We start from the raw sequence: 24,987 nt of genomic DNA, 5'->3' as shown, positions 1-24,987 counted from the left end.
ATTATTGTTTTCGGTGGGCTAATACGATAGGAGGTTCTCCGCTAAATGGGTTGTGAAACCTACCAATGGTTTTTGCTCCCATAGAGGTAGCGCGCATGATACTTTTCTCTCCATACTTCTTCCGGATATGATCCATAGCATTATATAGACTGAGCATCTCTTCAGTATCATCAAAAAGATTAATCTGATAATTCCCCGTAACAATATCACTAAACTTCACGCCTACCAAGCGGATTAATAACCGACGCTCATACAGGCGCTCAAACAATTCAACTATTTTAGGAATTAAAATATGATCTGCACTGGTATAGGGTATTTTAATTTGTTTGGAATAGGTCTGGAAATCTGAATACCGTACTCTCACCGCAATACAGGCGGTTAACTTATCTGCCCTTCGCAATTGATACGCCAAATTTTCTGCCATAGCAGTAATCGTGGTCCGTAATTGTACCATATTGGTGGTGTCTTTTGTAAAGGTGCGTTCCGTTGAAATAGATTTACGCTCGTGAAAAGGAATTAGCGGAGGCCTATCAATACCATTGGCACGTCTCCAAATGGTTTGCCCATGTTTCCCCAAGGCACTCACCATCATTTCTAAAGGCATTTCTTGAACAATATGTACTTTGGTAATTCCTAAGTTGCGAAGTGTCTGATAGGTTTTTGTACCTACCGATGGTATTTTCTGAATAGACAAAGGCGCCAAAAATTGTTTTTCTAGGCCTGTATCTACCCGCATTTGATTGTTGGGTTTTGCTTCGCCCGTAGCTACTTTTGATACTATTTTATTAGAGGATAACCCAAATGAAATAGGCAATCCGGTTTCTTTGATAATGGTATTTCTTAATTCTGTAGCAAATTTATAGGTGCCAAAAAATTTATCCATTCCTGTTAAATCTGCATAGAACTCATCAATACTCGCTTTTTCAAAAACAGGCACACGTTCTTTTATAATCTCTGTTACTAATTGGGAGTGTTTGGTGTAGGTACTAGAATCTCCTTTAATAACCGTTGCTTCAGGACACAACTGCCTAGCCAATTTCATTGACATTCCTGAATGCACACCAAATTTCCTGGTTTCATAACTACAGGCAGCCACTACTCCACGGTCCCCAATACCCCCAACAAGCAAGGGGCGCTTGAGTAATTTGGAGTCGGTTAAGCGCTCACAAGACACAAAAAACGTGTCTAAATCTAAATGTAGTATTGATTCTGTTTTCATTGGGATATATTCCGATATTATGGAATATTTCCAAAATTAGTTATTTTTCAGATGCTAAGATGAAGTTTAACACTATTGTTATGAACAAGGCTATTTGTACTGCATTTAAAAGAGGAGCGCATGCAGCGCAGTAACCGGTGGACATAAAATAACTAAACAAAAGTACTTTAGGCGTACCAGAAACAAGTACATTATCTAACGGCTTTACCTATTTAGAGGTCTCATAAATAAGCAACTAGGTTTCCATACTTAAAATAAATTGCTATATTTAAAGTATGATATTCAAAAAAATAAAAAAAATTATAATTGAAAGCAAAACCAAATCGGGCTCATTTCAATTTGCAGCTATTTTAGCAGGTTTTCTAATCTATTTGATTGTTGCTGTTCTACAATCATAAACCCTCTTCATAGCCTTATTGTTCTAATAAACGCTGAACTTAGCGTATAACGCTTCTCCTTTTTCACCAAAATAAAACTTAACTTTTTTTTTACTTATTATATAAAAGATATATTGAACATATGTTCATTATAACTTAAATTGGCGGTATAATGAACATATGTTCATTATACAATTGTTAGCACCAAGCAGAAAAAAATGGAAATTGCAACTAAAGACAAATGGAAAACTATTCCAATGGATAATCCAAAAAGACTAGATGTATCTATATTTTTAACTTTTGGGCAATTAAATAAACTAAAACTAGGTTTAGTTCCAAACCAAATGGAAGATAAATGGTTTGTTTATTTCAATAATAACACTATCCATTTTCATCGTTCCTGGACAGGTTTCGAAATTTTCAAAGCAAAACTGAATCTTAATGAAAGTGGTTGCGAAATAAATGAATTTAAGGTTGAACAAAATCTTGAAAAGTACAAAGAAGCAGATGATGAAAGAAATATTTACAATTTCAAAAATCACATTGAACATCTCTCGAACAGAGAAATAAATAACCCCGTAAAGAATGGACTTTGGGGTTTAGTTATTGGAGATGCACTTGGAGTTCCTGTAGAATTCAAAAGTAGAGATTATCTAAAACAAAAGCCATTAACCGATATGATTGGGTTTGGAACTTACAATCAACCAGAAGGAACTTGGTCCGATGATAGTTCTTTGGCATTTTGTCTTGCAGAGGAACTAACAAAAGAACTAAACCTTGAAGAAATCGGGAATAGCTTTGTTAGATGGTTTTATGAAAATCATTGGACACCTCACGGAAAAGTATTTGATATTGGAATTTCAACAAGAGAAGCCATAATTAGGTTAAAAAAAGGAGAAAAAGCTGAATTAGCGGGAAATTGGGAAGAAAATTCAAATGGGAACGGCTCATTAATGAGAATTCTACCGCTACTTTATGAAGTGCAGAAAATTAAAGGTCGAAAAGAAAAGTACGAATTAATTAAAAAGGTTTCAAGTATTACCCACGGACATGTCAGGTCTTGCTTAGCTTGTTTTTATTACCTAGAAATTGCCTCTTTTCTAAGTTCTGAGATTAAATATCCAATAACAGACGCATACAAAGTTGCAAACCATTCTCTACTAAAGCTAACAGAAGAATTAGATATAAATCCTAAAGAAATAAAATTATTTGATAGAATAACAGGTGGTAATTTAGCAGAATTACAAGAAAATTCTATTCAATCTTCGGGATATGTAATTCATACACTTGAGGCTTCAATTTGGTGTTTATTGACAACAAAATCTTATAAAGAAGCTGTTTTGAAAGCAATAAACTTAGGAGAAGACACAGATACAACTGGAGCTGTAGTTGGTGGATTAGCTGGACTTTTTTATGGCATTAACTCAATACCTAAAGAATGGGTTGAAAAAATTGCAAGAAAAAAAGATATTGAGGAATTAACTAATAAATTAAGTGATAAGTACAAAATAGCCAGGTGCTAACAAAAGTAACCGTTGCACAACTCCATAATTTACAAAATAATGGCCTTTATAACCGCCTTCTAAGGCGGTTTCATTTTTCAATTAGTTAAGTAGTTGGTTATTTTTAAGGTGCTTAAACGTGAGTTTTTTAGAGCATATAAGGCCTTTTTTAGGAATGAACAAAGACCCCATTCCTGCTCCACTTTTCACGTGTTTTAGAGTGAATTTCAGGTATTCCTGCCTGCCGGCAGGCAGGATCGCAGCGTTTGTGTATATTTATAAAGTCCGCAAGATATTTTGGGTTTTGCTATGTACTCAGATCAAAATGATCAGCTTCCGCTCTACGTCTGCCAAAATTATTGGGAGTCCTATATACTAAAAATAAGAAATGAATAAATATTTGAAACTTACAATAATAATTGGTTTTGTAGGCTGTGTTTCATTTTTGATTGCATTGGCTAGTGGGTATACTACTTATACTGATTGCGAATTTTACAAAGCAAGAAGAACCAGTTTAATTCCAATACTAATTATAGTTTTGGTAAGCTTCTTAACTGGAAAAATACTGAAGATGGACAAAGATATGGTATATATATTTGTTGGTGCCGTATTCTTTGGTTCGTTCTTTATCGTCCCTCATTTATATGATAAAAAGTATGAAGAGTTGTTACTAAGAGAAGAAAATAAGACCACTAAGGCTATTATAAAAAATATTAATTATCAACAGTTTACTACATTTTTGAAGTTTGAAACAATTCCTAAAAAATTTACGGCAACATTAGCTTTGAAAAAAAAGAGTGATATTAGAACTCTTAAAGAGGGAGATACAATTTTAATAAAATACGCTACGAGTTGTGCATACCTAATAGGCTTCCATAATCTATCTCCAACTAAAGAAGAGTTGAAGCTTTATGATTAAAATATTAAGTTATGGTGATAGATTTTAGTACCAATTGCAACATTTAAATCGTCTGAATTTCTGAAAATTGTAAAATTGGAAAAGAAAAGATATTGGCTTTCTTTCGGTTTTTAATATTAACAGGGCTTCTCATTCACTCTCTTACTTATAGGAATATATAGCTATCTTAAAAAATGAAACAAGCAAAATAGATTTTTAGAACTGCTAGCCGACTCAAGTTTTATTTCTTTTATTGTAACATTTTATTCTAAAATTACACCTATATATAACGCTAGCTACATTTAAAAAAATCTAATTAATTGAAAAAAATAAAACCAACATTAAAGAAAAGCCTCTATTTACTTATTCTAATTTTCATCGGGATGAATAGTATAGCTTTTTTTCAAGCCTATAAGTTTACTCATTTTGATAGTAACTCTGTTCAAAAAACTAAAAAACCTAAAGAGCTTACGACTATTGAAAAAACTAAAACTCTTTTGTTTGGGATAAATAACCCGAAACCAACAAATAAAACCTTCCCAACTCAAAATTATGAAACCATTAAATTAGGATCAGATTTCGAAATTGAATGTTGGAGCATTAAAACTAATAATTCTAAAGGAACTGTTATTCTTTTTCATGGTTATGGTGGTGAAAAATCTACTCTTCTAGGCCAATCAAATATATTTCTAAACCTTGGATACAATACGTTATTAGTAGATTTTATGGGTTCTGGTGGTTCTCAAGGATATCAAACTACGATTGGGTTTCACGAATCAGAACAAGTAAAACTTAGTTATGAATATTTAAAAAGAAATGGTGAAAAGAACATTTATTTATTCGGAACTTCTATGGGATCAGTGGCCATTTTGAAAGCCATTGATGTATATAAAATTAATCCTGAAGGAATTATTATTGAATGTCCATTTGGAACCATGTACCAAACTGTTTGTTCTAGATTTGAAACAATGAATGCTCCCACTTTCCCTATGGCTGGTTTATTAGTATTTTGGGGTGGTATTCAAAACGGATTTTGGGCATTTGGACATAATCCGTCAGAATATGCAGATAGCACAATTTGTCCGACTCTTTTAATGTATGGGGAGCACGATGAAAAAGTAAGCCGGCAAGAAATTGACGAAATATTTAAAAATTTAAAAGGAAAAAAGCAACTAAAACTATATCCTAAAACAGGTCATGAGAATTATTTAATCAAAAATAAAGAGCAATGGACTAAAGATGTTGGAAGTTTTCTGGAGTAAAAATAAACAGCGCATCACAATACCTATGAAGCCATGCGAGTGTGGTGTTTAATAGAATGTTTTATGTAGACCTTGCCTTCCGTAAGTTAGTTTTACTACATCCGTATAATCTTACGGATTTAGCTCTGGGCTAGAAAACTGAAAAAACACCCTTCAACTACGTGAACAGACAGAAACAAAAAGTTTCCTTGTCTACCCAACCTGCTGTAAATCAAATGTTACTATTTAATGAAAAAATACAGACGCAATTAATGTGGCATACTCGGACGGAAACAACAAAGGCTAATACAACCTATAAACAATACAGGCTTAGGCTTACCTGCCTGCCGGCAGGCAGGATCGAATGGTTTTCGTATTTTTATAAAGTAGCAAAATTTTTAGTAATTCGATTTGATAAGAAAAAATAAATGGAGTTTGCGCACAAACTCTCGTTATGCCCAATTACAGAAAATGAAATTATTATATACAACGATATTTATTTTAGCGTTTTTCAGTTCTTGCCAATCTCAAGACAATAAAGCGGACAATACCATACCAATGTTTGGTGAAATTGAAAAAAGTAAGGAGCAAAAAGAAACAGACGCAGAATTTATTCAAGATTGCCTAAAGCAGTTTGGTTCCGTTGATAGTTCGGTAAATGCTCAAATTGACAATGCTTGGAGATACTTTTATAATGATGACTTAGAAACCGCAATGAAAAGGTTTAATCAAGCATGGCTATTGAATCCAGAATTTCCAGACTCCTATTTCGGGTTTGCTTCATTATTGGAAATGAAGAATAAAACAGAAGAAGCAAACCGTTTTTACAATCTAGGAATTGAAAAGGACAAAGCAAAAAACCGAACAGAAAAATGCTATCAAAAAATTGCAGATTGCAAGGAACAGCTTAAAGACATTTCAGGAACTATAAAAGCCTATGAAAAAATTGCATTATTGAATCCAAATAATTCATTCGCTTTTAAAAAAATAGGCTACTTCCAAATGCAGTCAAACAATACTCAGGAAGCAATAGATGCATATAATAAAGCAATAAAAATAGACCCTAAAGACGCAATGACTTTTAACAACAGGGCTTATTTAAACCAAACATTACAAAACTATCAATTAGCAATAGATGATTATACCAAATCGATTGAGTTAAATCCTACTTACATTAGTGCTTTAGTCAATAGAGGAATTACGGAAATGCAGATAAATAAATATAAAGAAGCAAAATTAGACTTCGAACAATGCGTTATTCTTGACCCAAAAGCCGGAGAACTTAGACGTTTTTTAGGACTTGCTAAACTGAATTTAAATGAACTTTCAGAAGCTTGTTCTGACTTTGAATTAGCAAAACAGATGGGTGATCCTAGCGCTTCTCAATTAATAAACGAGAACTGTAAAAAATAATATACCATTTCATCTTTTATATATTTAAAGAAACTTTGTGTTTTATACTCATTTTAAAACCCAAACCCCACAAAAATAATACTACACACTTTTTGTAAAGCATATGAATTGAAGCCTATAAAAGCTGAAGAAATGCACATTTACTTCCCTCCTGCTGATCTCTAAACCAAGGGCAATACTAATACAAAATAAATGGAGTTATACTATTAGAAATAACTGGCAAAACAGAAAAAAAGAACGTTCAAAAGAATTTTAATTTTCTAATTTTTTCACATATAACATTGAAAATAACCTAAGCTTATCACAAAAAGTATTTAGGAAAGAAGGCGTAATTATTTTCTTAGTAACCAGGAAACCACAACCTAATCAACCTCAAAAATTAAACACACAAATGAAAAAAATAATTTTTATCATTTTAATAGGTTTATTTGCAGTACCCCTATTTGCAAGCGTTAATAAAAGCGAGAAAACGCCATCAATTGCAGAAGTATTCGCTGCATACACTCTTACCGTTAATGCCACTCATGGCTCTGTTTTAAAATTAATTAACAATGAGGAATCTGCTCTAGAATCCTTCGAGGAAGGAGAAACCGTAAGACTAGTTACCCGACCAGCGGTAGGATATAAGTTTTCACATTGGACAGGAGATGTAACAGGAAATAGACTTATTGCAGATGTGGTAATGACTCGCAATAAAACGCTTACTGCTGTTTTTGAGAAATGGGTACCTGCGACTGGGATACCTGTTCCTGAATTTGGAATTTTTGAAACGTATCGTATGTATGATGATGCAGCCAACCGTAATACGACACTTACCTATACTCAGAATGCTGAGGGAGGGTTTTATACCCATTATATAGATAATACAGACCCAAATGCCACTGATTCTAGTAATAAGTACGGTACTGCCGCTAAACCAAGAGTTTCCTTACCAAGTGCAACTGATACCCCTGAAGGGTCTGTAATCGAGTATCATGGTATCACATATTCCAGAGGTCATACGGTACTCAAACTAACAGGTACAGTCGAGATGCCTATATTTATTCGTGGCGCATCTATTGATGACCGAGTAGAGATCAGTAGTAGTGCTTTTTATCTGAATAGTGAATATGTAATAATGGAGAATTTAAAAATGAGCCTAACTGTTCGTTCTTACACCGCAAAAAAAGCGCACCATATAGCCATTAGAAATTTCGAAGCAAAAACGTTATCCGCGGTATCCTATGATGATGGAGCATCTGCCGATCATGTGGTATTTTATGGTAATTATATTAATCGTGATCAATTTGACCCAGCAGATGGAGATTTTGCCGAAGCTGACGGTATGGGAGTTGGTATTAATGGACGATCGGATAGTGTTTGGATCATAGACAACATAATAACAAGAGCTGGCGGTGATGCTGTAGGAAACGGACATGCTGCAAATTATACCGCAAAGAATTATTATGTTGGGAGAAATATTATGTATACCTGCGGAGAGAATGCTGTAGATATAAAAGAGGTTGATAAAGTAATTGTTTCAGAAAATGTAATGTTCAACTATAACGGCTGGTCATCAGGTAGTGATGGCGCTGCAGTAGTAATGCATTACGGTCCCAATGTTTCGCCTAAAAATGTATGGGTGATAAACAATGAGATATTTGATTGTAATTCTACAGGTATTCAAGTTGGAGGCGATCAAGTATATGATGTTTATTTAATTGGAAACTTAATCCATGATATCCATAATGAATCTAATACAGCCAAAGGGTATATTTCCTGGTCAAGCCAAAAAGTATATATGATCAATAATACATTTTATAATGTAGATAATGGTATAAATTCTAGTATTAGTAATCCAAATGCAGCACTATTTGCTACTAATAATATCATTTCAAATGTAAGTGATGGTGGCTATCACATGTCTATAGGTGGGTCAACTCATATGTCGAATTCAGTTTTTGAAAATAACCTTTATTATCAGCCTGATGGAGTTGCCAAGATAAACTGGGGATCAAATTCCTACACGGTAGATGAATTTATTGCAAATACAGATAAAGGAGCAGGGAGTATTGAAGGAGATCCTCTGTTTGTATATCCAGAAAAGATTGATTTTAGACTGCAATCGAGTTCACCTGCTATAGCTGCAGGAATAGCGCATGATATCTATGAACTTTTTGAAACGAATTATGGCTTGAGTATAAAAATTGATGCTAATGGTGTTATAAAGCCAAATAATGGTTCTTGGGATATGGGTGCTTATGAATTTGATTTTTCTTCTGGTGATCCCACAATTAATACCGACGAACTTACGGCTCTAATTGCTTCATCACAAACTGCGATTGTAGCTGTTATTGTTGGTGATGCTGAAGGTGAGTATACGCAAGCTGTCGTAGATGCTGCAAATACAGCAGTTACAGCAGCCGAACTAGCACGTGACAATGCTACAACCCAAAACGAAGTGGACAAAGCCACCGCTGATCTTACAGCTGCTATGGCACTATTTGTCACCAATAGTTCTAATGCGGATATTTATATGTACCCAAATCCTGTAATTGATGAGTTAGTCTTAGAAAATATTTCTGATGTGCATAATATTTCAATTTTCAGTACTTCTGGTAGTAGGATTAAAAGCATACCAAATTCTAGCAATACGATGAATATCGATTTATCTGAATTGAGCTCAGGAGTTTACTTTATTAAATTCCATACTATAAATAACATAAGCGCAAAAACAATCATTAAACAATAAGACATTGCAATAATTTTTTATTTTTGATAGGTAATTGCCTTAAACAGAAAAATGTCAATTAGCGCTCTTTAACTCAAAAACATACTATGAATTTTTTTAGAAAATTACTTGGCTTGGGACCTAAAGAACTTGTAAATGTTAGACCAAAAAAACATTCTTCTCAAATAAAAAGAACAGAAACCATTGACAATCTATCAGATATTGAACATAGAAAAATATATCCCACATTACTATCACAAAAAACGGTAACATTTGATCTAGTAAATGAACTTGTTGCCGTTATGCATGAAAGGGATGGTCTTTTTGCTAATATTGTCATTGGTCATGTTATGGTCGATGAAAAGGATTTAGAAGATGGCAAACCCGCAGTTTATCAAGTACGGACTTCAGATAAAAATGAAGAGGATTATAAAACGCTAAGATTGACTGGTGAAATAAATTTAGATGCCCTTGAAATCCCTTTTGTTGATTGGAATTATTCAGATAGTAAACTAAATTTCAAAGTATTATCTTGTCCAATAACCCAATTTTCCTCTGAAAAAATACTAAGTAAAAAACACCTGCAAGAAGCTCATGAAAAGTTAGCTGCAGACGAGTTACTGGTCTCTATTCCTAGAAAAGGGTTAATCTTTGTGTGTTCAAAAAATATTTCTGATGAAGATTATGGCAATTTTTTAAATATGCATGCTGGGATTGTACTACAAGAAAATGAAGATTTAGAATTTCTTTGTGAAGATATATTTGTGGTAAAAAATGGCGAAATAGAAAATTGTATAGGCATACCTCAATTATCAGAAATACTTAAAGAAAAAAGGTGATTTTTTAGTGCGCTTCTTCGTATTTTTCTAGCCCCTCTTATTAAATATTTGGGATACATTTTATATTCTTGTATTATTTTTATGTACAAAGCATTAAGATTTCTGTGACGAAAAAATAAACGCTTGACCTAATTTAAGTTTCAAAAAATAAAAAGTTAGCTTCAAATGACACAAAAAATAGCCCTTAAAGAATTCATATCCAATCTTTCAGATTTTTTTGAAACAGCGCAAAATCTAGCCCCTTGGGATTTAACAAGCAACTTAAAAGATATCATCGAAGGAATAATCCCTAAGCTAGGAGAAGACTTCAATATCGTAGACGGAATCGCTATTCATAAATCTACAGTTATAGAAAACGGTGTTACTATTAAAAGACCATTTATAGCAATGGAAAACTGTATTCTTGGCGCAAACTCCTATTTTCGAGAAGGTGTTTTTCTAGATAGTTCAGTAAAAATAGGCCCTAGTTCCGAGGTAAAAAGCAGCATCATATGTGCTAATACGGCCATAGCGCATTTAAATTATATTGGTAATAGTATTATTGGACATCACGTTAATTTTGAGGCAGGCTCCATTGCGGCTAACCATTATAATGAAAGAGAAGATAAAAGAATTTGGATTAAATATCATGAAACTATCATTGATACTGGGGTTGAAAAATTTGGAGCGTTAGTCGGAGATAATTCAAGAATAGGCGCAAATGGCGTGCTATCTCCTGGAACTATTCTTGAAAAAAAATCTATTGTAAAAAGACTAGAGCTTATTGAGCAATTGAAACAGAAATAAAATAAATTTCAATAAAAGCTACAGGTTTAGGTAGTAACAAAAAGTGATATCTTGTACCTTATGTACCCCCGTAGAAGTAGGAATGGCACGTTAACAAAAAAATATTTAAAAGCAATATCATGCAAAAAGTCTTTGTTATTTTTTCTTTTTTAGTACTCCCTTATGTATACGGACAGGAAAATAAAGCGTCTGAAATAACTATAGGCATTGGAATATTACACGTAAATACAACCTATCCTATTTATCTTTATAAAGACATAAATGACACGCTTCCTTTCGCTGATATAGAATTTAAAAAGCACAAATCTGGTACTACTACAATAAGCACCACATTGGATTTAAAACCCAATTCAATATCAGAAGGAGGCACTCATAAAGCTGATAGGAAACTTATAAAATCTGGGTTAGCACCAACATCTGAGAAATTAAATTTTATCGTTACAGAGGCCACTGAAAATTATTTTAAGGTTATCACCAATAAAGAAACAAACGAAGCTTACTTTATAAAAAGAGAAAAGCAGAATGTTTATTATAAGACGAAGGGCGCGCTTTTTCAAAATAGTTGTTCAAATTGTGCTGATTCGAACTACAATCCAAGGTGGTTTATTTTTGAAACTTGGGAACGCTATCTTAAAAGAGTTTATTATGTAGAAAAATCTAATTTAATAATCTATGACAAACCAGACGGAGATATTATATTTAAAAATAAAGAGAATAGCTTTTTACCTTTTAACGTAGTGGAAGTTAAGGGCGACTGGATCAAATTAAAAAAAGGAACCGGTAGAGAATATATCTTTGATGCATCAGAAAATTATGACGGTTGGACACAATGGAAAAACGGGAATGAAATACTATTAACCATAATTGAAAGTATGTTTATTTAAAAGGTGTAATTAACATCTATTCACCGGTATAGGTTACCAGTTAAGGTATTAAAGAACTCTTATTCATTTATACATAAACAAACCTTACAAAGACCATAAAACAGAGTAGAAAAATGATATCCCAATATGAAAAGCGGTTTAAAAACAAAAAAAAACCATACCTAAAAAAAGGACCGATTACTATTAAATATTTTAGTTTTTAATCCAAAATACAAGGCAAAACTACAGTGCAATTCATCACAAAAATAAACACTTTTAAAATGGCTAAGAAAAGAAAAACTCTTCCTAAAATTTTTGAAGAATTGATTAAAGCTAAAGATATAGAAAACCTTAAGAAAATATTTGATACTTGCGAAATTGAGGCCAGAGGTGGTTATGGTAAAGCTACCGCGCTTAGCACCTATTATATTCCTAATGAACTGGTTCGATGGTTAGTAGAAAAAGGAGCAGATATAGATGCTGTAGATATTTATGGTTGTACAGCACTTCATAGACATGCAAGTTTTCATAGTGGAGATATTACCGTCTTTTTAGAGTTAGGAGCAACTATTAATGCCCCCAACAATAGCGGCGAGACCCCACTTCATTATGCCGCAGGAGGTGGATTTAATAGTATTAATGTAAAAAAATTACTTGATCATGGTGCTAATCCAAATGTTTTGAATAAAGCTGGGCAAACGCCATTTGATTATGCGTTAAAAAGAGCAAATAACATCAACCTCATAAAATTAGCTGAAATCTCAAAGATATTTCTTGAAATAAATACTGAAATAACGCAATCGATGAAAGATTCTATTCATCAGTTAGGTGAAAATTTTGAATTTCATAGAGCGAATTTTAGCAAAGAATTTCTACCTGAAACCGATAAAGCTTTAAACACACTTTATGCACTGTTTGATGTTACCCCTATTCATAAACGCATACTGCATGATGGCATTTCCATCATTACTGTTCAGCATACTACTTGGCAAAAGCAATATGAAGAATTATGGGATTTTTTAATTCCATCAAGCGGAAGTGCTAAAACAATACAAGGAGAAGTTGTTCGTATTTCTGGAAAAGTTAGGGATGAAATATATAGAAATGGTGGAGGAAATTGGGATATTGACTTTAAAAAAATGTTAGCCATCTTCTTCGATTATTTATCCATAGGTATTTCATTAAATAATGATGAACTTAAAAAAACAGCGATTCTTATAAAAGATATTCGTGAAAATGGAGATGCAGAGATTGATGATCTTAATTATTTATGTGAATTAGCCACAAAATGGGTATTACTTAATCCAAATCCAATTTTACTAGAGAAACCTAAGTATAGAAGGTAACAAAAAATTACAACCAACATTAATTATCCGTAATACGGACTTTGAGATATTCTAATCAAGGTCTGTTTGCTATAATTAATATAGACAAAACCTTTAATTAGGAAGCCTCGAGATTACTAGAATATAAATAAAATTGTTTTTTTTAAAACTTCTAAGTTCAAGTAATAACTGGAAGCCACTATAAGCGTCTTGTCCTATTCACTCAGGTTGCAATCTAAAACACAGGAGCTATAAGAATAAAATTTATCAATGAATATCTCGACTGTTTATTTAAGTTGCTGCACAAAAAAACCTCGTAATCGTGATGTGTACGAGGTTTTTTAATTAAGATTTATTTTTTTTAATATAATCTGACTTAACTTTTGCTTGATAACTATTTGCTTCTTTGGTTTTAATACTACTAGGGTATAAAGGAGCTAAAAAACCTTCATCACGCCTTCTGTCAAAATCATTTTTCCGATAAGGATCAAAAGCTGTACCTGGAGGTAAAGGCCTGTTTTTATCCATATACCAAATATAAAAAGACATCACTTCATTTAATCGACTACCAAAAGGGTCATTTTTACGATCGTAAATATTTATAGTAGCCAAATTTAACTTTTTCTTGTTGCTTGGATGTTTTAAATATAAAAACTGCGACCGGTCCCTATCACTATCCGTACTCTCAAATCTATCTAATTTCTCAAAAAACTGAACCTCAGAAAAAAGAACAGTATGAGGTGTTTTATAAAAAAACCGCTTGGGATAAGTAATTGTTCCGTTTAAACGATCTAATACAATTTCTTGAACAGGGTTTAAATAATTTAAGGCTACTTCCCATAATACAAAAACCAACAGCGGTAAAGTGAATAGAGTTATATACAAATCGAAAGTGACTAAATAGATCATCAATGTTAAAGAAAACCATATAACAAAAAATGATTTTAAAACCGAAAAATCATTTACGTTTACTACAAAAAACAAATCATTTGCTTCTTGGATTTCTAAATTTTTATTCGGTTTAACAGCTTCAATATTAAAGTTTTTAGTATTTGGATTAAGCCTTATTATCTTCTTTAGCAATATTGGTTTTAATATATTTTGATCTACTAAAGTAATCCAAGCCATTCTGTCCCTTCTAATTTTCCATTAAAAATAACATTATTATCTACAATAATGTTTTGTAACATCAAAAAATAATTCACCCCACCTATACTCCAACTGCTCTATACAACTAAATAACTGCTTGCGGCTCTTGTTGTCAATTACTAGTACTTTCTAATTGTACTGATAATAGATTGTTTTGAAAGGTAAGCACATCGGTATAATTAGTGGTTGATGTATATTCTAAAAGTGCCTCCAAAAATTCCTCTAATTTTTCTAAAGGATTAATTTGATGTGTTCTTTTTTCTTTTTTCTTTTGCTTTTTTATAGGGAAACAAAGATTAGATTTTAATGAAGTGATCAATTTTAATCAGTTTTTTTTATACGAAGTACAGGTGTTACCGCTACTCAACTTCAAAATAATGGAAACTAATAATACATTAATTAAGCATTTAATTACTTATACCTTTTTATAGTTTTATACCTTTGTTACCTTTATTTAAAGGTGTTGTTAAGTTTTAAAATATGAGTAAAAATTTATCCAATTCCGTACTCTATTTAATGAGTATATCTGCTGGCCTTGTTGTTGCTAACCTTTATTACAACCAACCTCGTTTACACCAAATGGTGGTAGAATTTGGTGTTAGTGAATCTGCTATTAGTAATGTACCATTAGCGACACAATTGGGCTATGCTTTTGGTTTGTTATTTATTGTTCCTTTAGGAGACAAGGTTTCTAATAAAAAAATAGTACAGTTTGATTTTGCTTTAATTATATTGTCACTAATAGCGCCATTCCATGGCAAGCACATTTTCTGAATTGCCCAATTGCGCAATCTCAAATTGATGTCATAGGAGAGATTGCTTTACAATTTAATATTGGATATTAATACTGATTATTAACCGAGTTAAGTTACAAGTTTCTAAACCTCTAGATGCCTGTACTTTTTTAATTTTTATTTAGAATGATGCAAAAAAAAGTAATGTTAGCACTGACGGCCTTAATCTTATTTAACATAAGTGGCTACAGTCAAAAAACAATTCAGAATGTTTTTAACAGAGATTATTTAAGTTTAAATGGTCCTTGGAGCTATATCATAGATCCATATCAAATGGGATATTTAGATTACAGGCAAATGCCATATGACGAAAGGGAATCTGGTGAAGGAGGCTTTTATGATAATTTAACCGATGTAGATAAATCAACTTTGGTTGAATATGATTTTACCTATGAACCAACATTACAAGTTCCTGGAGATTGGAACTCACAAGATGAACGTTTGTTATTTTATGAAGGGTCTTTATGGTATAAGAGAGATTTTAAAGTAACAAAAGACAAAAACAAAAACTACTTTTTATATTTCGGAGCTGTAAACTACAAGTGCCATGTCTATATCAATGGTAAAAAACTAGGCGTCCATAAAGGAGGATTTACACCTTTTCAATTTGACGTTACCGATAAGCTTAAAGATGGGAACAATTTTGTTGTTCTCATGGTTGATAATTCTAGAAAGAAAGATGAAGTACCTACTATAAATACAGACTGGTGGAATTATGGCGGAATTACTAGAGACGTACTGCTAGTCTCAACTCCAAATACCTACATTGATGATTATAAAGTGCAATTATCAAAGAATGATAAAAATACGGTAGAAGGCTATATTACCGTAAAAGGAGCTAGCGCTGGAGCGAAAGTGACTCTTGAAATTGCAGAATTAAAGGTGAAATCAACTTTTACTACAGACGAAAATGGCGCTGTAAATTTCAAGTTCCCTGTAAAAAAAGTAAGCTACTGGTCTCCTGAAAATCCTAAATTATATGCGGTGACTATTACTTCTGAAAATGATAAAATTCAAGATCAGATTGGTTTTAGAACTATAAAAACTGTTAACAAAGACATTTTACTGAACGGAAAATCGATTTTCTTAAAGGGAATCTCCATTCATGATGAGAACCCAATTTTGGGAGGTAGACTTAGATCTGAGGGCGATATGCGTATGATGTTAAACTGGGCCAAAGAACTTGGTTGTAATTATGTTCGTTTAGCGCATTATACACATAATGAAACCATGTTGCGTCTTGCAGATGAAATGGGACTTTTAGTTTGGGCAGAAGTACCTGTTTATTGGACTATTTCTTGGACTAATCCTGAAACCTATGCCAATGCAGAAAACCAATTAATGGTAGGCATAGAAAGAGATAAAAACAGAGCCAGTGTAATCATTTGGTCTGTCGGAAATGAAACTCCTGTTAGTAAAGAACGTAATGTTTTCATGGGCAAACTAATAGATAAAGTAAAAAGTATTGATGATACGAGATTGGTTGCTGCGGCTTTAGAAATTGAACGAGAAGGCTACAACGTTACGGTAGAAGATCCTTTGGGCGATAAATTAGACTTAGCTAGTTTTAATGAATATGGCGGTTGGTATTGGTCCAATGCCAAGGAATTACCTCAATATTCTTTTGATATAAAATTCAATAAACCTGTAATCATCTCAGAATTTGGTGCGGGAGCTTTGGCTGGTTTTCATGGGGATGAAGATACCATGTGGACTGAGGAACACCAAGAACTTATTTATAAAAATCAGCTTGAAATGCTCGATAAGATGGATGGATTAAGAGGTATGACACCTTGGATATTGGTAGATTTTAAATCTCCAAGAAGGCAAAACCCTGTGTTTCAAAATTTTTGGAATAGAAAAGGACTGATTTCTAATACCGGTAAAAAGAAGAAGGCATACTTCACTCTGCAAAAGTTTTACGAAAAAAAAACAAAACAATTTAAATAAGATCAACTATTTAATAAAATAAATAATGACCTAGTAAAAGGATCTTATAAAACTTTTGTCAATGCTACTTTGGGGGCGTCCATGTTTTTTACCGTATAGTATGGCAGAGGTTCGTTTGGCTTAGTAAATTCTAATGCAACAGAATTTACGTACGATAAAATTCCAAACATATTCGATTAATTTTCAAATAGCTCATTTAGTACCATAAATTATGGTATTAAAATAAGAGTTTCAAAAGAATCTTAACAATTAAAAATCTCTGAGAGGAAACTTTCAGAGATTTTTTGGTTCCTAAATGCAACGCTTAAACAACATGTAAGGAAAGTGATGTATTTTAAACGCTATACGCCCACCCTAAACCATCATTTGCCATTGCCTACATTTCATGAATAAACTTTCGAAAACAGCATTACGGGTAATCCGCAACAAAATAGCTAAAACAATGTTCCTTAATTATATAGTTTGGGAATGGATCTATCTAGGATTATTTAGACTGGACATTCCTTACGAAAAAGAAATATTAGTGGGCTATGGAACTAGCCTTACGCAATTATAGAAAGTCACCCCATAAATACACAACGTAGGAAAGTTTCAATTAGGTGCTAAAGATTTTTACAATAATTGTAATTATATAAGGTTCTAAAATTGCTTGTCGACACTATTAATTCCTTAACTTTTATTATATTACATATTCTTGATTTGGATGAGTCATTAATTAATTTTGATCCTGTTCTTTTTATAGCTTTTAACCTTATTATGGTCTATGTGGAGTATAATTTAAACAGTACTGAAAGAACACCACTAAACGCTAAAGATTAACGATTTTATGGGTCCTAGAGGTTCCATATCATTTAAGTATACATCCAGAAACAAATGGTAGCACACTAAATGTAAACTAGTTTTTAAAAGATGAGTATGAATAAGATAATTATACAAGGAATAAAATTTGATGAAAAATCTTCTTATGAAAAAAGGACCTAGACTGGCACCTCCAATCATACGAGAAGTACTAAATTGTGGTTCTGCAAATATGTATACGGAGAACCTAATATCTATAGAAAACGCTGCTATTGAAGACAAGGGCGATTTTGAAATATTAGACTATTTTGATATTGAAAAAATTACAAACAAACATTTAGATACAGGCGCTAAAATTCTAAGCTTAGGTGGCGATCATTCCATAACATTCCCCATAATTAAAGCCCACCACGAAAAATACCCAAAATTAGATATTCTTCATATTGATGCACATTGCGATTTGTATAATGATTATGAAGGCGATAGCTATTCTCATGCCTGTCCTTTTGCTAGAATTATGGAAAATGGTTTTGCCGTTAAGCTTGTACAAGTAGGTATTAGAACTTTAAATCCACACCAAGCAGAACAAGCGGAGAGATTTAAGGTAGAAATACACCAAATGAAAGATTTAGATCTCAGCAAAATTCCTAAATTTAAAAATCCACTATACATCTCTTTAGATATGGATGGTTTTGATCCTGCTTATGCTCCTGGAGTTTCGCATCATGAACCTGGTGGTTTAACTTCCAGACAGGTTATCAATCTAATCCAAAGTATAGATACGGAAGTCGTTGGTGCTGATATTGTAGAATACAATCCGCCTAAAGATTTTCAAAAAATGACTGCTTTTTTAGCGGCTAAAATGATGAAAGAAATTTTAGGTAAAATGATGTAAGTTTTTCATTAAACACATAACAATCTGTATTCAAATAGGCTTTAGCGCAAGTATCGTATCTAAAATCAATGTATGTTCAATTTTTGGAAATCATTAGTTTATACCACAAAGTTTTCTGCCATTGCATTCTTTGTCACGGCTGCCTTAGGACTATTAAGTATGGGGGCTTTGGGTGCCGGACTCTATTATCCTGTTTCATTTCTTTTTAAGTCCTACCCTACTCTTAATGAATGGAACGGAGATTGGGTATGGCCAGCTATGATTGTCGTGGGTATGCTTTGGGCTGTTGGTTTTATTTTTGGCGGACTCCTATGGCATTATGCCAGTAAAAAAATTGCGTCAAAAGTAGTCCTTAGAATCCTGTATATTTTAGTGCTTTGGCTATGGGCTGGAATACTATGGTCTATTATGATTTCAAAAAATGTAGCCTTGCGGTAATATTCTTTTTCTAAGCTAATTCCTTAGTTTTAAATGCACTATTAAAAACGCATAAAAAAGAAGAAATTAAAATATTTCTTTTTCATTGTTTTCTTATTTTTCTATTGGGTATTTATTTTCTAATTTTCATGCTCAAACATCCATATAATTATTAATATAGAAAAAAAAATGAACGATTTAAAAAATAAGAAAGCCATTATCACAGGTGGCGGTAGAGGTTTAGGAAAAGCAACAGCATTAGCTTTTGCAAAGGAAGGTATCGATGTAGCTATCACAGGAAGAAATGAAAAGGTATTAAAAGAAACGGTTTCTGAATTAAAGGCACTAGGAGTTAATGCTATTTACGCTGTCTTTGATGTCGGTAATTATGAGGAGGTTAAAAAGAGTATTAAAAGTATTATTGAAGAATTAGGAACTGTTGATATTTTGGTGAACAACGCCGGTATTGCTTCTTTTGGATCTTTTAATGATATGGATGTAGCGGTATGGAGTAACATCATCCAAACCAACGTTATGGGGATGTATTATGTAACTAAAGAAGTATTACCGCACTTATTAGAAAAAAACGAAGGCGATATTATCAATATTTCTTCTACTGCGGGCCTTAATGGAAATGCAAATGTATCTGCTTATTCTGCTTCTAAATTTGCCGTTATAGGTATGTCAGAATCATTAATGAAAGAAGTCCGTAAAAATAACATTAGAGTTTGCACACTAACTCCTAGTACTATAGCCTCTGATATGACTATAGAATTGGGTATTGCAGATAAAGATTCTGAGGACAGTGTGCTACAACCAGAAGATTTTGCAGAATTAGTGGTTGCAGGATTAAAATTACCAAGAAGAGCCATGCTTAAAAGCGCAGCTTTATGGTCTACAAATCCTTAAGAAGAAATCAGTTCTCCACTTCTAATTACTTTAAACACGATGAACAGACTGTATTTTCACGGAACAGATCTGTAGTTTTATAAAACAACACACAGCGCTCTATTTGGAGTATCTGTGTGTTGTTTCTTTTAACACACATTTTCAGTGTTACCCTCGCTAATAATTAGAGTACAGCCCTAAAAAGAATCAAAGGAACTTGAAGCATAGCGTAAATAAACAGAACCCATTAAAACATAAGCATGATCTAAACTTATGGCTTGAAAGCTGAGGTCTGTGTTTATTTAGAAGGGGACTAGGCCTATAATGATTTCTCATTTTCTGTCTTAATTACCATATGTTTAACTTAGTTCATCATACAGAACGTTGAAATTTGGGCATATAACAAAAATTCCAAAGATCATTAGGTCTAGGAATTCATTGTTATAAGTTTTAAGATCTATAATTATATTAAAAAAACTGATTCCATAATGATTGACGAGGGATATTCAATCGATGAGTTAAAACACATTTTAAACAGACATTATCTCAACAATGGAAAAGTTCCTAATTATTCTGAATCATCAAAAAAAGCTTTTGTACAAGTAACAATTGATAGTAGTAAAAATGGAAAGCAACTTAAGGATTTATTGCTAAAAATAACACGCTCTTTTGACAAAATAAAAGTAGAAGTAAATGACACTATTGAACTTAGAATTTTCTTGGGTTATTTTACTAAAATTCCGCCACCACCATTGCCACCAAACATGATAAATAAATTTGAAGAGGAGTACAAAACGTTTTACATAAAAAATCAGTAAACAATCATCGCTATTTTTTACAACAAAAACTGTATCCAAAGAAATAGAAGGAAACCGCAGTATTCACCATTTTCAAATGGATAAAAAAAACTAAGGTTTGGCGCTGATAAAAAAGGAAATCAAAGCCCTGCACAGAAGGAAAGTAAAAACTTTTTTTGTGATGTGCTCAAGTAGAAACAAACATAATTATTTGTTTTCTGCCCTACTTGCCATATATTTAATGCCTACTAACATTAAACAAAAAAATTGCAATAAAATAAACATTGAAGATTTAAAAATCGAGTTTATATTTTTGGAAAATTTTGTTGCAATAGTTTCTTTAAATGTATGAACGAATTGAAATTAAAAGTAGACGAGGTAATAATTCTAATAGCTAAAGATTAGCTACGTTATTGATAGCATAAAAAATATGAAAGACAATACTAAATTAACAGGGAAAAACGTTCTTGTAACCGCTGGTGCTCAAGGAATTGGAGAATCAATCACTAAACATTTTATTGACAGTGGAGCTAATGTTGCTATCCACTATTTTTCTAGTGCAGATACTGCAAATGAATTGGTAGCATACGCAACTGGTAAAGGACAAAAAGCGATTGCTATATCTGGTGACTTAACAAAGGAAGCTGATGCCGATGCAATGGTTAAAAAAACAATTGAAGCTTTTGGTGGGTTGGATATCCTTATCAACAACGCAGGTTCACTGGTTGCACGTAGGATGCTGAGCGAAATGGAAGCAGAATTCTGGCATAAGGTAATGGACATCAATCTAACTTCAATGATGTTTGTAACCAAAGCCGCAGCTCCTTATCTAGCTAAAAATGAAAATAGTAGTATTGTTAATTTGGCATCACTAGCTGGGCGTAAAGGTGGTCATCCAGGATCACTTGCTTATTCTACTAGCAAAGGTGCTATCTTAACTTTTACAAGAGCATTATCTGCAGAATTAGGACCTCAAGGGACTCGAGTAAATGCTGTGTCTCCTGGACTAATCCTAGGTACTTCATTTCATAATACGCATACGACAAAAGAATCAGCAGCGGCAACAACAGCCGGAATTCCAATCCAACGTGCTGGTAATGCAGATGATGTAGCGCGAGCAGTTTTATATTTAGCGTCTGAATACGATGGTTTTATTACGGGTGCTACACTAGATATTAATGGTGGTGTCTACAACATGTAGTTCCTCCTAAATTATTTCTGATTGAACGCTAAAAAACAAGCTATTAATTGTTTAAAAACATGAAATACAGGGGCGCAATTTAGTTCCTTGTATTTCATGTTTCTATATTTTATAAAGATAAATTTATGCTAAAGACTCCAGTAATTCACCCTACCATTATGGAAGCCCTTGCGCGTTCAGGCCATTTTGCACAAGTTGTTATTGCAGATGGTAATTTACCAGTCGGTGCTATGACAGGTCCCAACTCAACGACTGTACATCTTAATTTTCGTCCAGGATTATTAGATGCGCTCACAGTGCTTGAAGGCATACTAGAAGTCTGTCCTGTTCAAGGTGCAATCGTCATGGAAAAACCGGCAGAAGCAAACGCAGAAATACATGATGCCTATAAAAAATTACTTGGAGAAGTAACATGGGATGAGATGGAACGTTGGGCTTTCTACGACAAAATTAGAGAACCTGCTACCACCTTAATAATTCAAACAGGAGAACAGCGTCGCTTCGCTAATTTAATCCTAACTGTTGGTGTGGTAAAAATGGCAGAAGAAAGTAGTTTTTAATAAGCTTAAGGTTCCCTTAAGGAATGGAGGAACAATGAGTTACATTCAAGTACATGGCACATCACAAAACGAAATAGATAAAAACGTTTGCTGTAAAATTTAATAATAAATCCTATAGTTTTTTCGACCTTTATGAAGCAGCTATAGGCTAAATTATCTCTGTAGATGGTCATCAAAAAATTGAATAGGATTTGTTTAACTAATTATTATTATTTCCTCTGGAAATATTGATAACAACCCCAGGAAGACTAAACCGAAACCGCTTCCTTGCCTCCTCCCTACTCCTACTTAATTTGATAGACAAAAGATGATTTGTGGTAAAACATTGCGCTCAAAATAGTTAATAAGATGAGTTTATTTGCAAACAGATACGCTGACAAGTACAGCAACTTTTGAGCTCCTATTTGTAACTTTTAAATAGGTGCTATTTTTCGTCCTTTATCTTTTTGTTTGTTTATTCAGGGAGATACGACCAACAAATAAGTTAGTTTCCTTTAAAATTCTAAAACAACATGAATAACAAAAGAATAACCTTCAAAAACAACCTCGGACAAGAACTATCGGCTAGAATTGAATTTCCAGTAGATGAACCAAAAAGTTATGCCGTGTTTGCGCACTGCTTTACCTGCAATAAAAATCTGACTGCCATTAGAAATATTATCCGAAAACTAAATAAAAGCGGCATTGCAGTATTAAGTTTTGATTTTACAGGTTTGGGAGAAAGCGAAGGTGATTTTGAAAACACGAATTTCTCTTCTAATGTAAACGATTTAATTTCAGCTGCTGATTTTTTAGAAACCAATTATTCAGCACCAAAGCTTTTAATTGGACATTCCCTGGGAGGTGCAGCCGTCATTTTTGCCGCTCAACATATTTCAAGTGTAAAAGCAGTTTCAACGATAGCAGCACCATCAAACCCTAAACATGTTTCTAAATTACTTAAATCAGGAATTGATGAAATTAATGAAAAAGGAGAAGCTGTTATAGCTATTGGAGGAAGAGCATTTAAAATTCAAAAACAGTTTCTAAATGATATTAATAAGCAAAACATGGAAGAAACGTTGAAAAACTTAAAACTACCCTTGTTAGTTTTTCACTCCCCACAAGACACCACTGTGAGCATAAAAAATGCAGCTCAAATTTATAAATTTGCATGGCACCCTAAAAGTTTTATTTCTTTAGATGGAGCTTCACACATGTTATCTAATAAGAGCGACTCCATTTATGTTGGAAAAATGATTGCGAATTGGGTAGATCGCTATATAAATTAATAGGGAGTAATACCATAATTACTAGTATTAAACTAGGGTCTTATCTATCTTTAATTATTTTTGCGTTTGTTAAATTATAGCACTTAAACCAAGTCCTTTAATACAAACTCTTGTAAGCACGTTAGTATAAAATGCTTAAGTTTAAATAAGATCATAATGAATTTTAGAAAAACAATTACATTATCGTTGGCTCTATTAGGAGTTGCATTTATTTTAATTTCTTGCAGAAACAATCCTAAAAATACTGCAGAACATCCTACTAGTGATAATAGTATAGCGCAAATATCCACCAATGACACAGAATTTTTGCTCGGAGCTTGGAAGGATGAATCTAAATCTGGGTTGCATTTTAGTTTAAATGCTGACAGTACCCTTACATCTTACCCTCAAGAAATAATAGGCTATAAAAAATGGTATGTAAAAACTAATCAGCTTTATTTGACAACTCTAAATATTGAAAATGGAAGTTCCATTGTGGGTGCCGACGTTTACGATATACAGGAATTGAATGAAAGTGAAATGTCATTGAAAAAAGGTGAAGTGCTTTTTCAGTATAAAAAAAGTACCAAAAGTAAAGAAGAAATTCTAAATGAAAACCCTCCTATAATAGACATAAATGCCACTAAAATAGTAAAGGGCAGATTAATATTGGGACACGAAGAGCAAAGTTTTTACCCTTGTGAAAGTGATGCTGATTTTTGGATTCTGGGCGACACGGAATTAAGTAATTTATATCACAAATTGACAAAAGAGAAAAAGCCATATTGGCCAATTTTTGTAGAAATTGAAATAATGGATCATGGAAAAGCACTAGATGGCTTTGCTGCAGAGTATGATAGTACTTATGAAATTGTCACTATTTTACAAGCAAGAGAACTATTAGATAGCGATTGTAAATAATAAATGAATTGCCATAACAGTGATCAATACTATAAGGTTTGCTCATCTATATGTACTGCATTTAACTATTAAGTAAGGCCTTGGAACTGTACTAGAAGCAAGAAAAATAAACAAAACGCGACACTGAAAAGGCTAACAAAAGCTTTCAATATAAACCTAAAGTCAGATTCTAAGCGTATGTATTCCTATTCCCA

General features: G+C 32.9%; 23 protein-coding genes. 20 read left to right on the top strand and 3 right to left on the bottom strand.

Annotation, left to right across the window (positions count from 1 at the left end; all coding sequences use genetic code 11):
• Position 1: 1 nt before the first annotated feature.
• Positions 2-1,219, bottom strand: a complete 1,218-nt coding sequence (gene dinB, locus GQR94_RS18445) for a DNA polymerase IV (RefSeq protein WP_158977995.1) — start codon at positions 1,217-1,219, stop codon at positions 2-4.
• A gap of 595 nt (positions 1,220-1,814) precedes the next feature.
• Between dinB and GQR94_RS18440 the strand changes: the two genes are divergently transcribed.
• The 9 genes from GQR94_RS18440 (at position 1,815) to GQR94_RS18400 (ending at position 13,194) form a co-directional block, all read left to right on the top strand.
• The gene (locus GQR94_RS18440) at positions 1,815-3,119 is read left to right on the top strand and encodes an ADP-ribosylglycohydrolase family protein (protein WP_233268447.1); all 1,305 of its coding nucleotides are present in this window, start codon (positions 1,815-1,817) and stop codon (positions 3,117-3,119) included.
• Between the two features lie 367 nt (positions 3,120-3,486).
• Positions 3,487-4,017, top strand: coding sequence for a hypothetical protein (locus tag GQR94_RS18435; RefSeq protein ID WP_158977993.1), 531 nt, complete (start codon positions 3,487-3,489; stop codon positions 4,015-4,017).
• 299 nt (positions 4,018-4,316) lie between these two features.
• On the top strand, positions 4,317-5,258 hold the full coding sequence (locus tag GQR94_RS18430; protein WP_233268434.1) for an alpha/beta hydrolase: 942 nt from the start codon (positions 4,317-4,319) through the stop codon (positions 5,256-5,258).
• Between the two features lie 450 nt (positions 5,259-5,708).
• Positions 5,709-6,650, top strand: a complete 942-nt coding sequence (locus GQR94_RS18425) for a tetratricopeptide repeat protein (protein ID WP_158977991.1) — start codon at positions 5,709-5,711, stop codon at positions 6,648-6,650.
• A 391-nt stretch (positions 6,651-7,041) separates the two neighbouring features.
• Positions 7,042-9,381: a T9SS type A sorting domain-containing protein gene (locus GQR94_RS18420; RefSeq protein ID WP_158977989.1), complete on the top strand. Its 2,340-nt coding sequence runs from the start codon at positions 7,042-7,044 to the stop codon at positions 9,379-9,381.
• An 86-nt stretch (positions 9,382-9,467) separates the two neighbouring features.
• On the top strand, positions 9,468-10,199 hold the full coding sequence (locus GQR94_RS18415) for a hypothetical protein (protein WP_158977987.1): 732 nt from the start codon (positions 9,468-9,470) through the stop codon (positions 10,197-10,199).
• Positions 10,200-10,364: 165 nt separating this feature from the next.
• The gene (locus GQR94_RS18410) at positions 10,365-10,985 is read left to right on the top strand and encodes a DapH/DapD/GlmU-related protein (RefSeq protein ID WP_158977985.1); all 621 of its coding nucleotides are present in this window, start codon (positions 10,365-10,367) and stop codon (positions 10,983-10,985) included.
• A gap of 119 nt (positions 10,986-11,104) precedes the next feature.
• A complete protein-coding gene (locus GQR94_RS18405) occupies positions 11,105-11,869 on the top strand; it encodes a hypothetical protein (RefSeq protein WP_158977984.1) in 765 nt (254 codons plus the stop codon).
• A gap of 260 nt (positions 11,870-12,129) precedes the next feature.
• Complete coding sequence (locus tag GQR94_RS18400) at positions 12,130-13,194, top strand: ankyrin repeat domain-containing protein (protein ID WP_158977982.1); 1,065 nt, start codon at positions 12,130-12,132, stop codon at positions 13,192-13,194.
• 324 nt (positions 13,195-13,518) lie between these two features.
• Here GQR94_RS18400 and GQR94_RS18395 read toward each other — a convergent pair whose 3' ends face one another.
• Together GQR94_RS18395 and GQR94_RS18390 are read right to left on the bottom strand one after the other, a co-directional pair.
• Complete coding sequence (locus GQR94_RS18395) at positions 13,519-14,301, bottom strand: hypothetical protein (protein ID WP_158977979.1); 783 nt, start codon at positions 14,299-14,301, stop codon at positions 13,519-13,521.
• Between the two features lie 133 nt (positions 14,302-14,434).
• Positions 14,435-14,641 carry a hypothetical protein gene (locus GQR94_RS18390; protein ID WP_158977977.1) on the bottom strand — a complete coding sequence of 69 codons (207 nt, stop codon included), beginning with the start codon at positions 14,639-14,641 and terminating at the stop codon, positions 14,435-14,437.
• Positions 14,642-14,802: 161 nt separating this feature from the next.
• Here GQR94_RS18390 and GQR94_RS18385 point away from each other — a divergent pair, with 161 nt between their 5' ends.
• The 11 genes from GQR94_RS18385 to GQR94_RS18335 all read left to right on the top strand — a co-directional run bounded on the left by GQR94_RS18385 (position 14,803) and on the right by GQR94_RS18335 (position 24,793).
• Positions 14,803-15,096 (top strand): hypothetical protein, encoded by a 294-nt coding sequence (locus tag GQR94_RS18385; RefSeq protein WP_233268431.1) that lies wholly within the window; start codon positions 14,803-14,805, stop codon positions 15,094-15,096.
• Positions 15,097-15,242: 146 nt separating this feature from the next.
• A complete protein-coding gene (locus GQR94_RS18380; protein ID WP_370458261.1) occupies positions 15,243-17,066 on the top strand; it encodes a glycoside hydrolase family 2 protein in 1,824 nt (607 codons plus the stop codon).
• 385 nt (positions 17,067-17,451) lie between these two features.
• Positions 17,452-17,622 carry a hypothetical protein gene (locus tag GQR94_RS18375; protein ID WP_158977975.1) on the top strand — a complete coding sequence of 57 codons (171 nt, stop codon included), beginning with the start codon at positions 17,452-17,454 and terminating at the stop codon, positions 17,620-17,622.
• Positions 17,623-18,030: 408 nt separating this feature from the next.
• Entirely contained in the window at positions 18,031-18,759 is a 729-nt protein-coding gene (gene speB / locus GQR94_RS18370) for an agmatinase (protein WP_233268429.1), read from the top strand.
• Positions 18,760-18,831: 72 nt separating this feature from the next.
• Entirely contained in the window at positions 18,832-19,197 is a 366-nt protein-coding gene (locus GQR94_RS18365; RefSeq protein WP_158977973.1) for a hypothetical protein, read from the top strand.
• Between the two features lie 168 nt (positions 19,198-19,365).
• Positions 19,366-20,085, top strand: coding sequence for a 3-ketoacyl-ACP reductase (locus GQR94_RS18360; RefSeq protein WP_158977971.1), 720 nt, complete (start codon positions 19,366-19,368; stop codon positions 20,083-20,085).
• Between the two features lie 467 nt (positions 20,086-20,552).
• On the top strand, positions 20,553-20,882 hold the full coding sequence (locus GQR94_RS18355; RefSeq protein ID WP_158977970.1) for a hypothetical protein: 330 nt from the start codon (positions 20,553-20,555) through the stop codon (positions 20,880-20,882).
• A 409-nt stretch (positions 20,883-21,291) separates the two neighbouring features.
• Positions 21,292-22,062, top strand: coding sequence for an SDR family NAD(P)-dependent oxidoreductase (locus GQR94_RS18350; RefSeq protein WP_158977968.1), 771 nt, complete (start codon positions 21,292-21,294; stop codon positions 22,060-22,062).
• Between the two features lie 125 nt (positions 22,063-22,187).
• A complete protein-coding gene (locus GQR94_RS18345) occupies positions 22,188-22,622 on the top strand; it encodes an RbsD/FucU domain-containing protein (RefSeq protein WP_158977966.1) in 435 nt (144 codons plus the stop codon).
• A gap of 512 nt (positions 22,623-23,134) precedes the next feature.
• Positions 23,135-23,893: an alpha/beta hydrolase gene (locus GQR94_RS18340; protein ID WP_158977964.1), complete on the top strand. Its 759-nt coding sequence runs from the start codon at positions 23,135-23,137 to the stop codon at positions 23,891-23,893.
• A gap of 156 nt (positions 23,894-24,049) precedes the next feature.
• The gene (locus GQR94_RS18335) at positions 24,050-24,793 is read left to right on the top strand and encodes a lipocalin family protein (RefSeq protein WP_158977962.1); all 744 of its coding nucleotides are present in this window, start codon (positions 24,050-24,052) and stop codon (positions 24,791-24,793) included.
• Positions 24,794-24,987: the final 194 nt, after the last annotated feature.

It is taken from the genome of Cellulophaga sp. L1A9, from assembly GCF_009797025.1.
GTDB lineage: Bacteria > Bacteroidota > Bacteroidia > Flavobacteriales > Flavobacteriaceae > Cellulophaga.
This window is presented reverse-complemented; position numbering and strand designations above follow the sequence as displayed.

What these genes read in the sequence shown, in the direction of transcription:
- speB (WP_233268429.1), top strand. Translation starts at nt 18,031, where the DNA reads ATGAAAAAAGGACCTAGACTGGCACCTCCAATCATACGAGAAGTACTA.
- dinB (WP_158977995.1), bottom strand. Translation starts at nt 1,219, where the DNA reads ATGAAAACAGAATCAATACTACATTTAGATTTAGACACGTTTTTTGTG.
- GQR94_RS18350 (WP_158977968.1), top strand. Translation starts at nt 21,292, where the DNA reads ATGAAAGACAATACTAAATTAACAGGGAAAAACGTTCTTGTAACCGCT.
- GQR94_RS18345 (WP_158977966.1), top strand. Translation starts at nt 22,188, where the DNA reads ATGCTAAAGACTCCAGTAATTCACCCTACCATTATGGAAGCCCTTGCG.
- GQR94_RS18375 (WP_158977975.1), top strand. Translation starts at nt 17,452, where the DNA reads ATGAATAAACTTTCGAAAACAGCATTACGGGTAATCCGCAACAAAATA.
- GQR94_RS18395 (WP_158977979.1), bottom strand. Translation starts at nt 14,301, where the DNA reads ATGGCTTGGATTACTTTAGTAGATCAAAATATATTAAAACCAATATTG.
- GQR94_RS18360 (WP_158977971.1), top strand. Translation starts at nt 19,366, where the DNA reads ATGAACGATTTAAAAAATAAGAAAGCCATTATCACAGGTGGCGGTAGA.
- GQR94_RS18410 (WP_158977985.1), top strand. Translation starts at nt 10,365, where the DNA reads ATGACACAAAAAATAGCCCTTAAAGAATTCATATCCAATCTTTCAGAT.
- GQR94_RS18340 (WP_158977964.1), top strand. Translation starts at nt 23,135, where the DNA reads ATGAATAACAAAAGAATAACCTTCAAAAACAACCTCGGACAAGAACTA.
- GQR94_RS18400 (WP_158977982.1), top strand. Translation starts at nt 12,130, where the DNA reads ATGGCTAAGAAAAGAAAAACTCTTCCTAAAATTTTTGAAGAATTGATT.
- GQR94_RS18385 (WP_233268431.1), top strand. Translation starts at nt 14,803, where the DNA reads ATGAGTAAAAATTTATCCAATTCCGTACTCTATTTAATGAGTATATCT.
- GQR94_RS18425 (WP_158977991.1), top strand. Translation starts at nt 5,709, where the DNA reads ATGAAATTATTATATACAACGATATTTATTTTAGCGTTTTTCAGTTCT.
- GQR94_RS18405 (WP_158977984.1), top strand. Translation starts at nt 11,105, where the DNA reads ATGCAAAAAGTCTTTGTTATTTTTTCTTTTTTAGTACTCCCTTATGTA.
- GQR94_RS18435 (WP_158977993.1), top strand. Translation starts at nt 3,487, where the DNA reads ATGAATAAATATTTGAAACTTACAATAATAATTGGTTTTGTAGGCTGT.
- GQR94_RS18415 (WP_158977987.1), top strand. Translation starts at nt 9,468, where the DNA reads ATGAATTTTTTTAGAAAATTACTTGGCTTGGGACCTAAAGAACTTGTA.
- GQR94_RS18380 (WP_370458261.1), top strand. Translation starts at nt 15,243, where the DNA reads ATGATGCAAAAAAAAGTAATGTTAGCACTGACGGCCTTAATCTTATTT.
- GQR94_RS18420 (WP_158977989.1), top strand. Translation starts at nt 7,042, where the DNA reads ATGAAAAAAATAATTTTTATCATTTTAATAGGTTTATTTGCAGTACCC.
- GQR94_RS18335 (WP_158977962.1), top strand. Translation starts at nt 24,050, where the DNA reads ATGAATTTTAGAAAAACAATTACATTATCGTTGGCTCTATTAGGAGTT.
- GQR94_RS18440 (WP_233268447.1), top strand. Translation starts at nt 1,815, where the DNA reads ATGGAAATTGCAACTAAAGACAAATGGAAAACTATTCCAATGGATAAT.
- GQR94_RS18355 (WP_158977970.1), top strand. Translation starts at nt 20,553, where the DNA reads ATGATTGACGAGGGATATTCAATCGATGAGTTAAAACACATTTTAAAC.
- GQR94_RS18365 (WP_158977973.1), top strand. Translation starts at nt 18,832, where the DNA reads ATGTTCAATTTTTGGAAATCATTAGTTTATACCACAAAGTTTTCTGCC.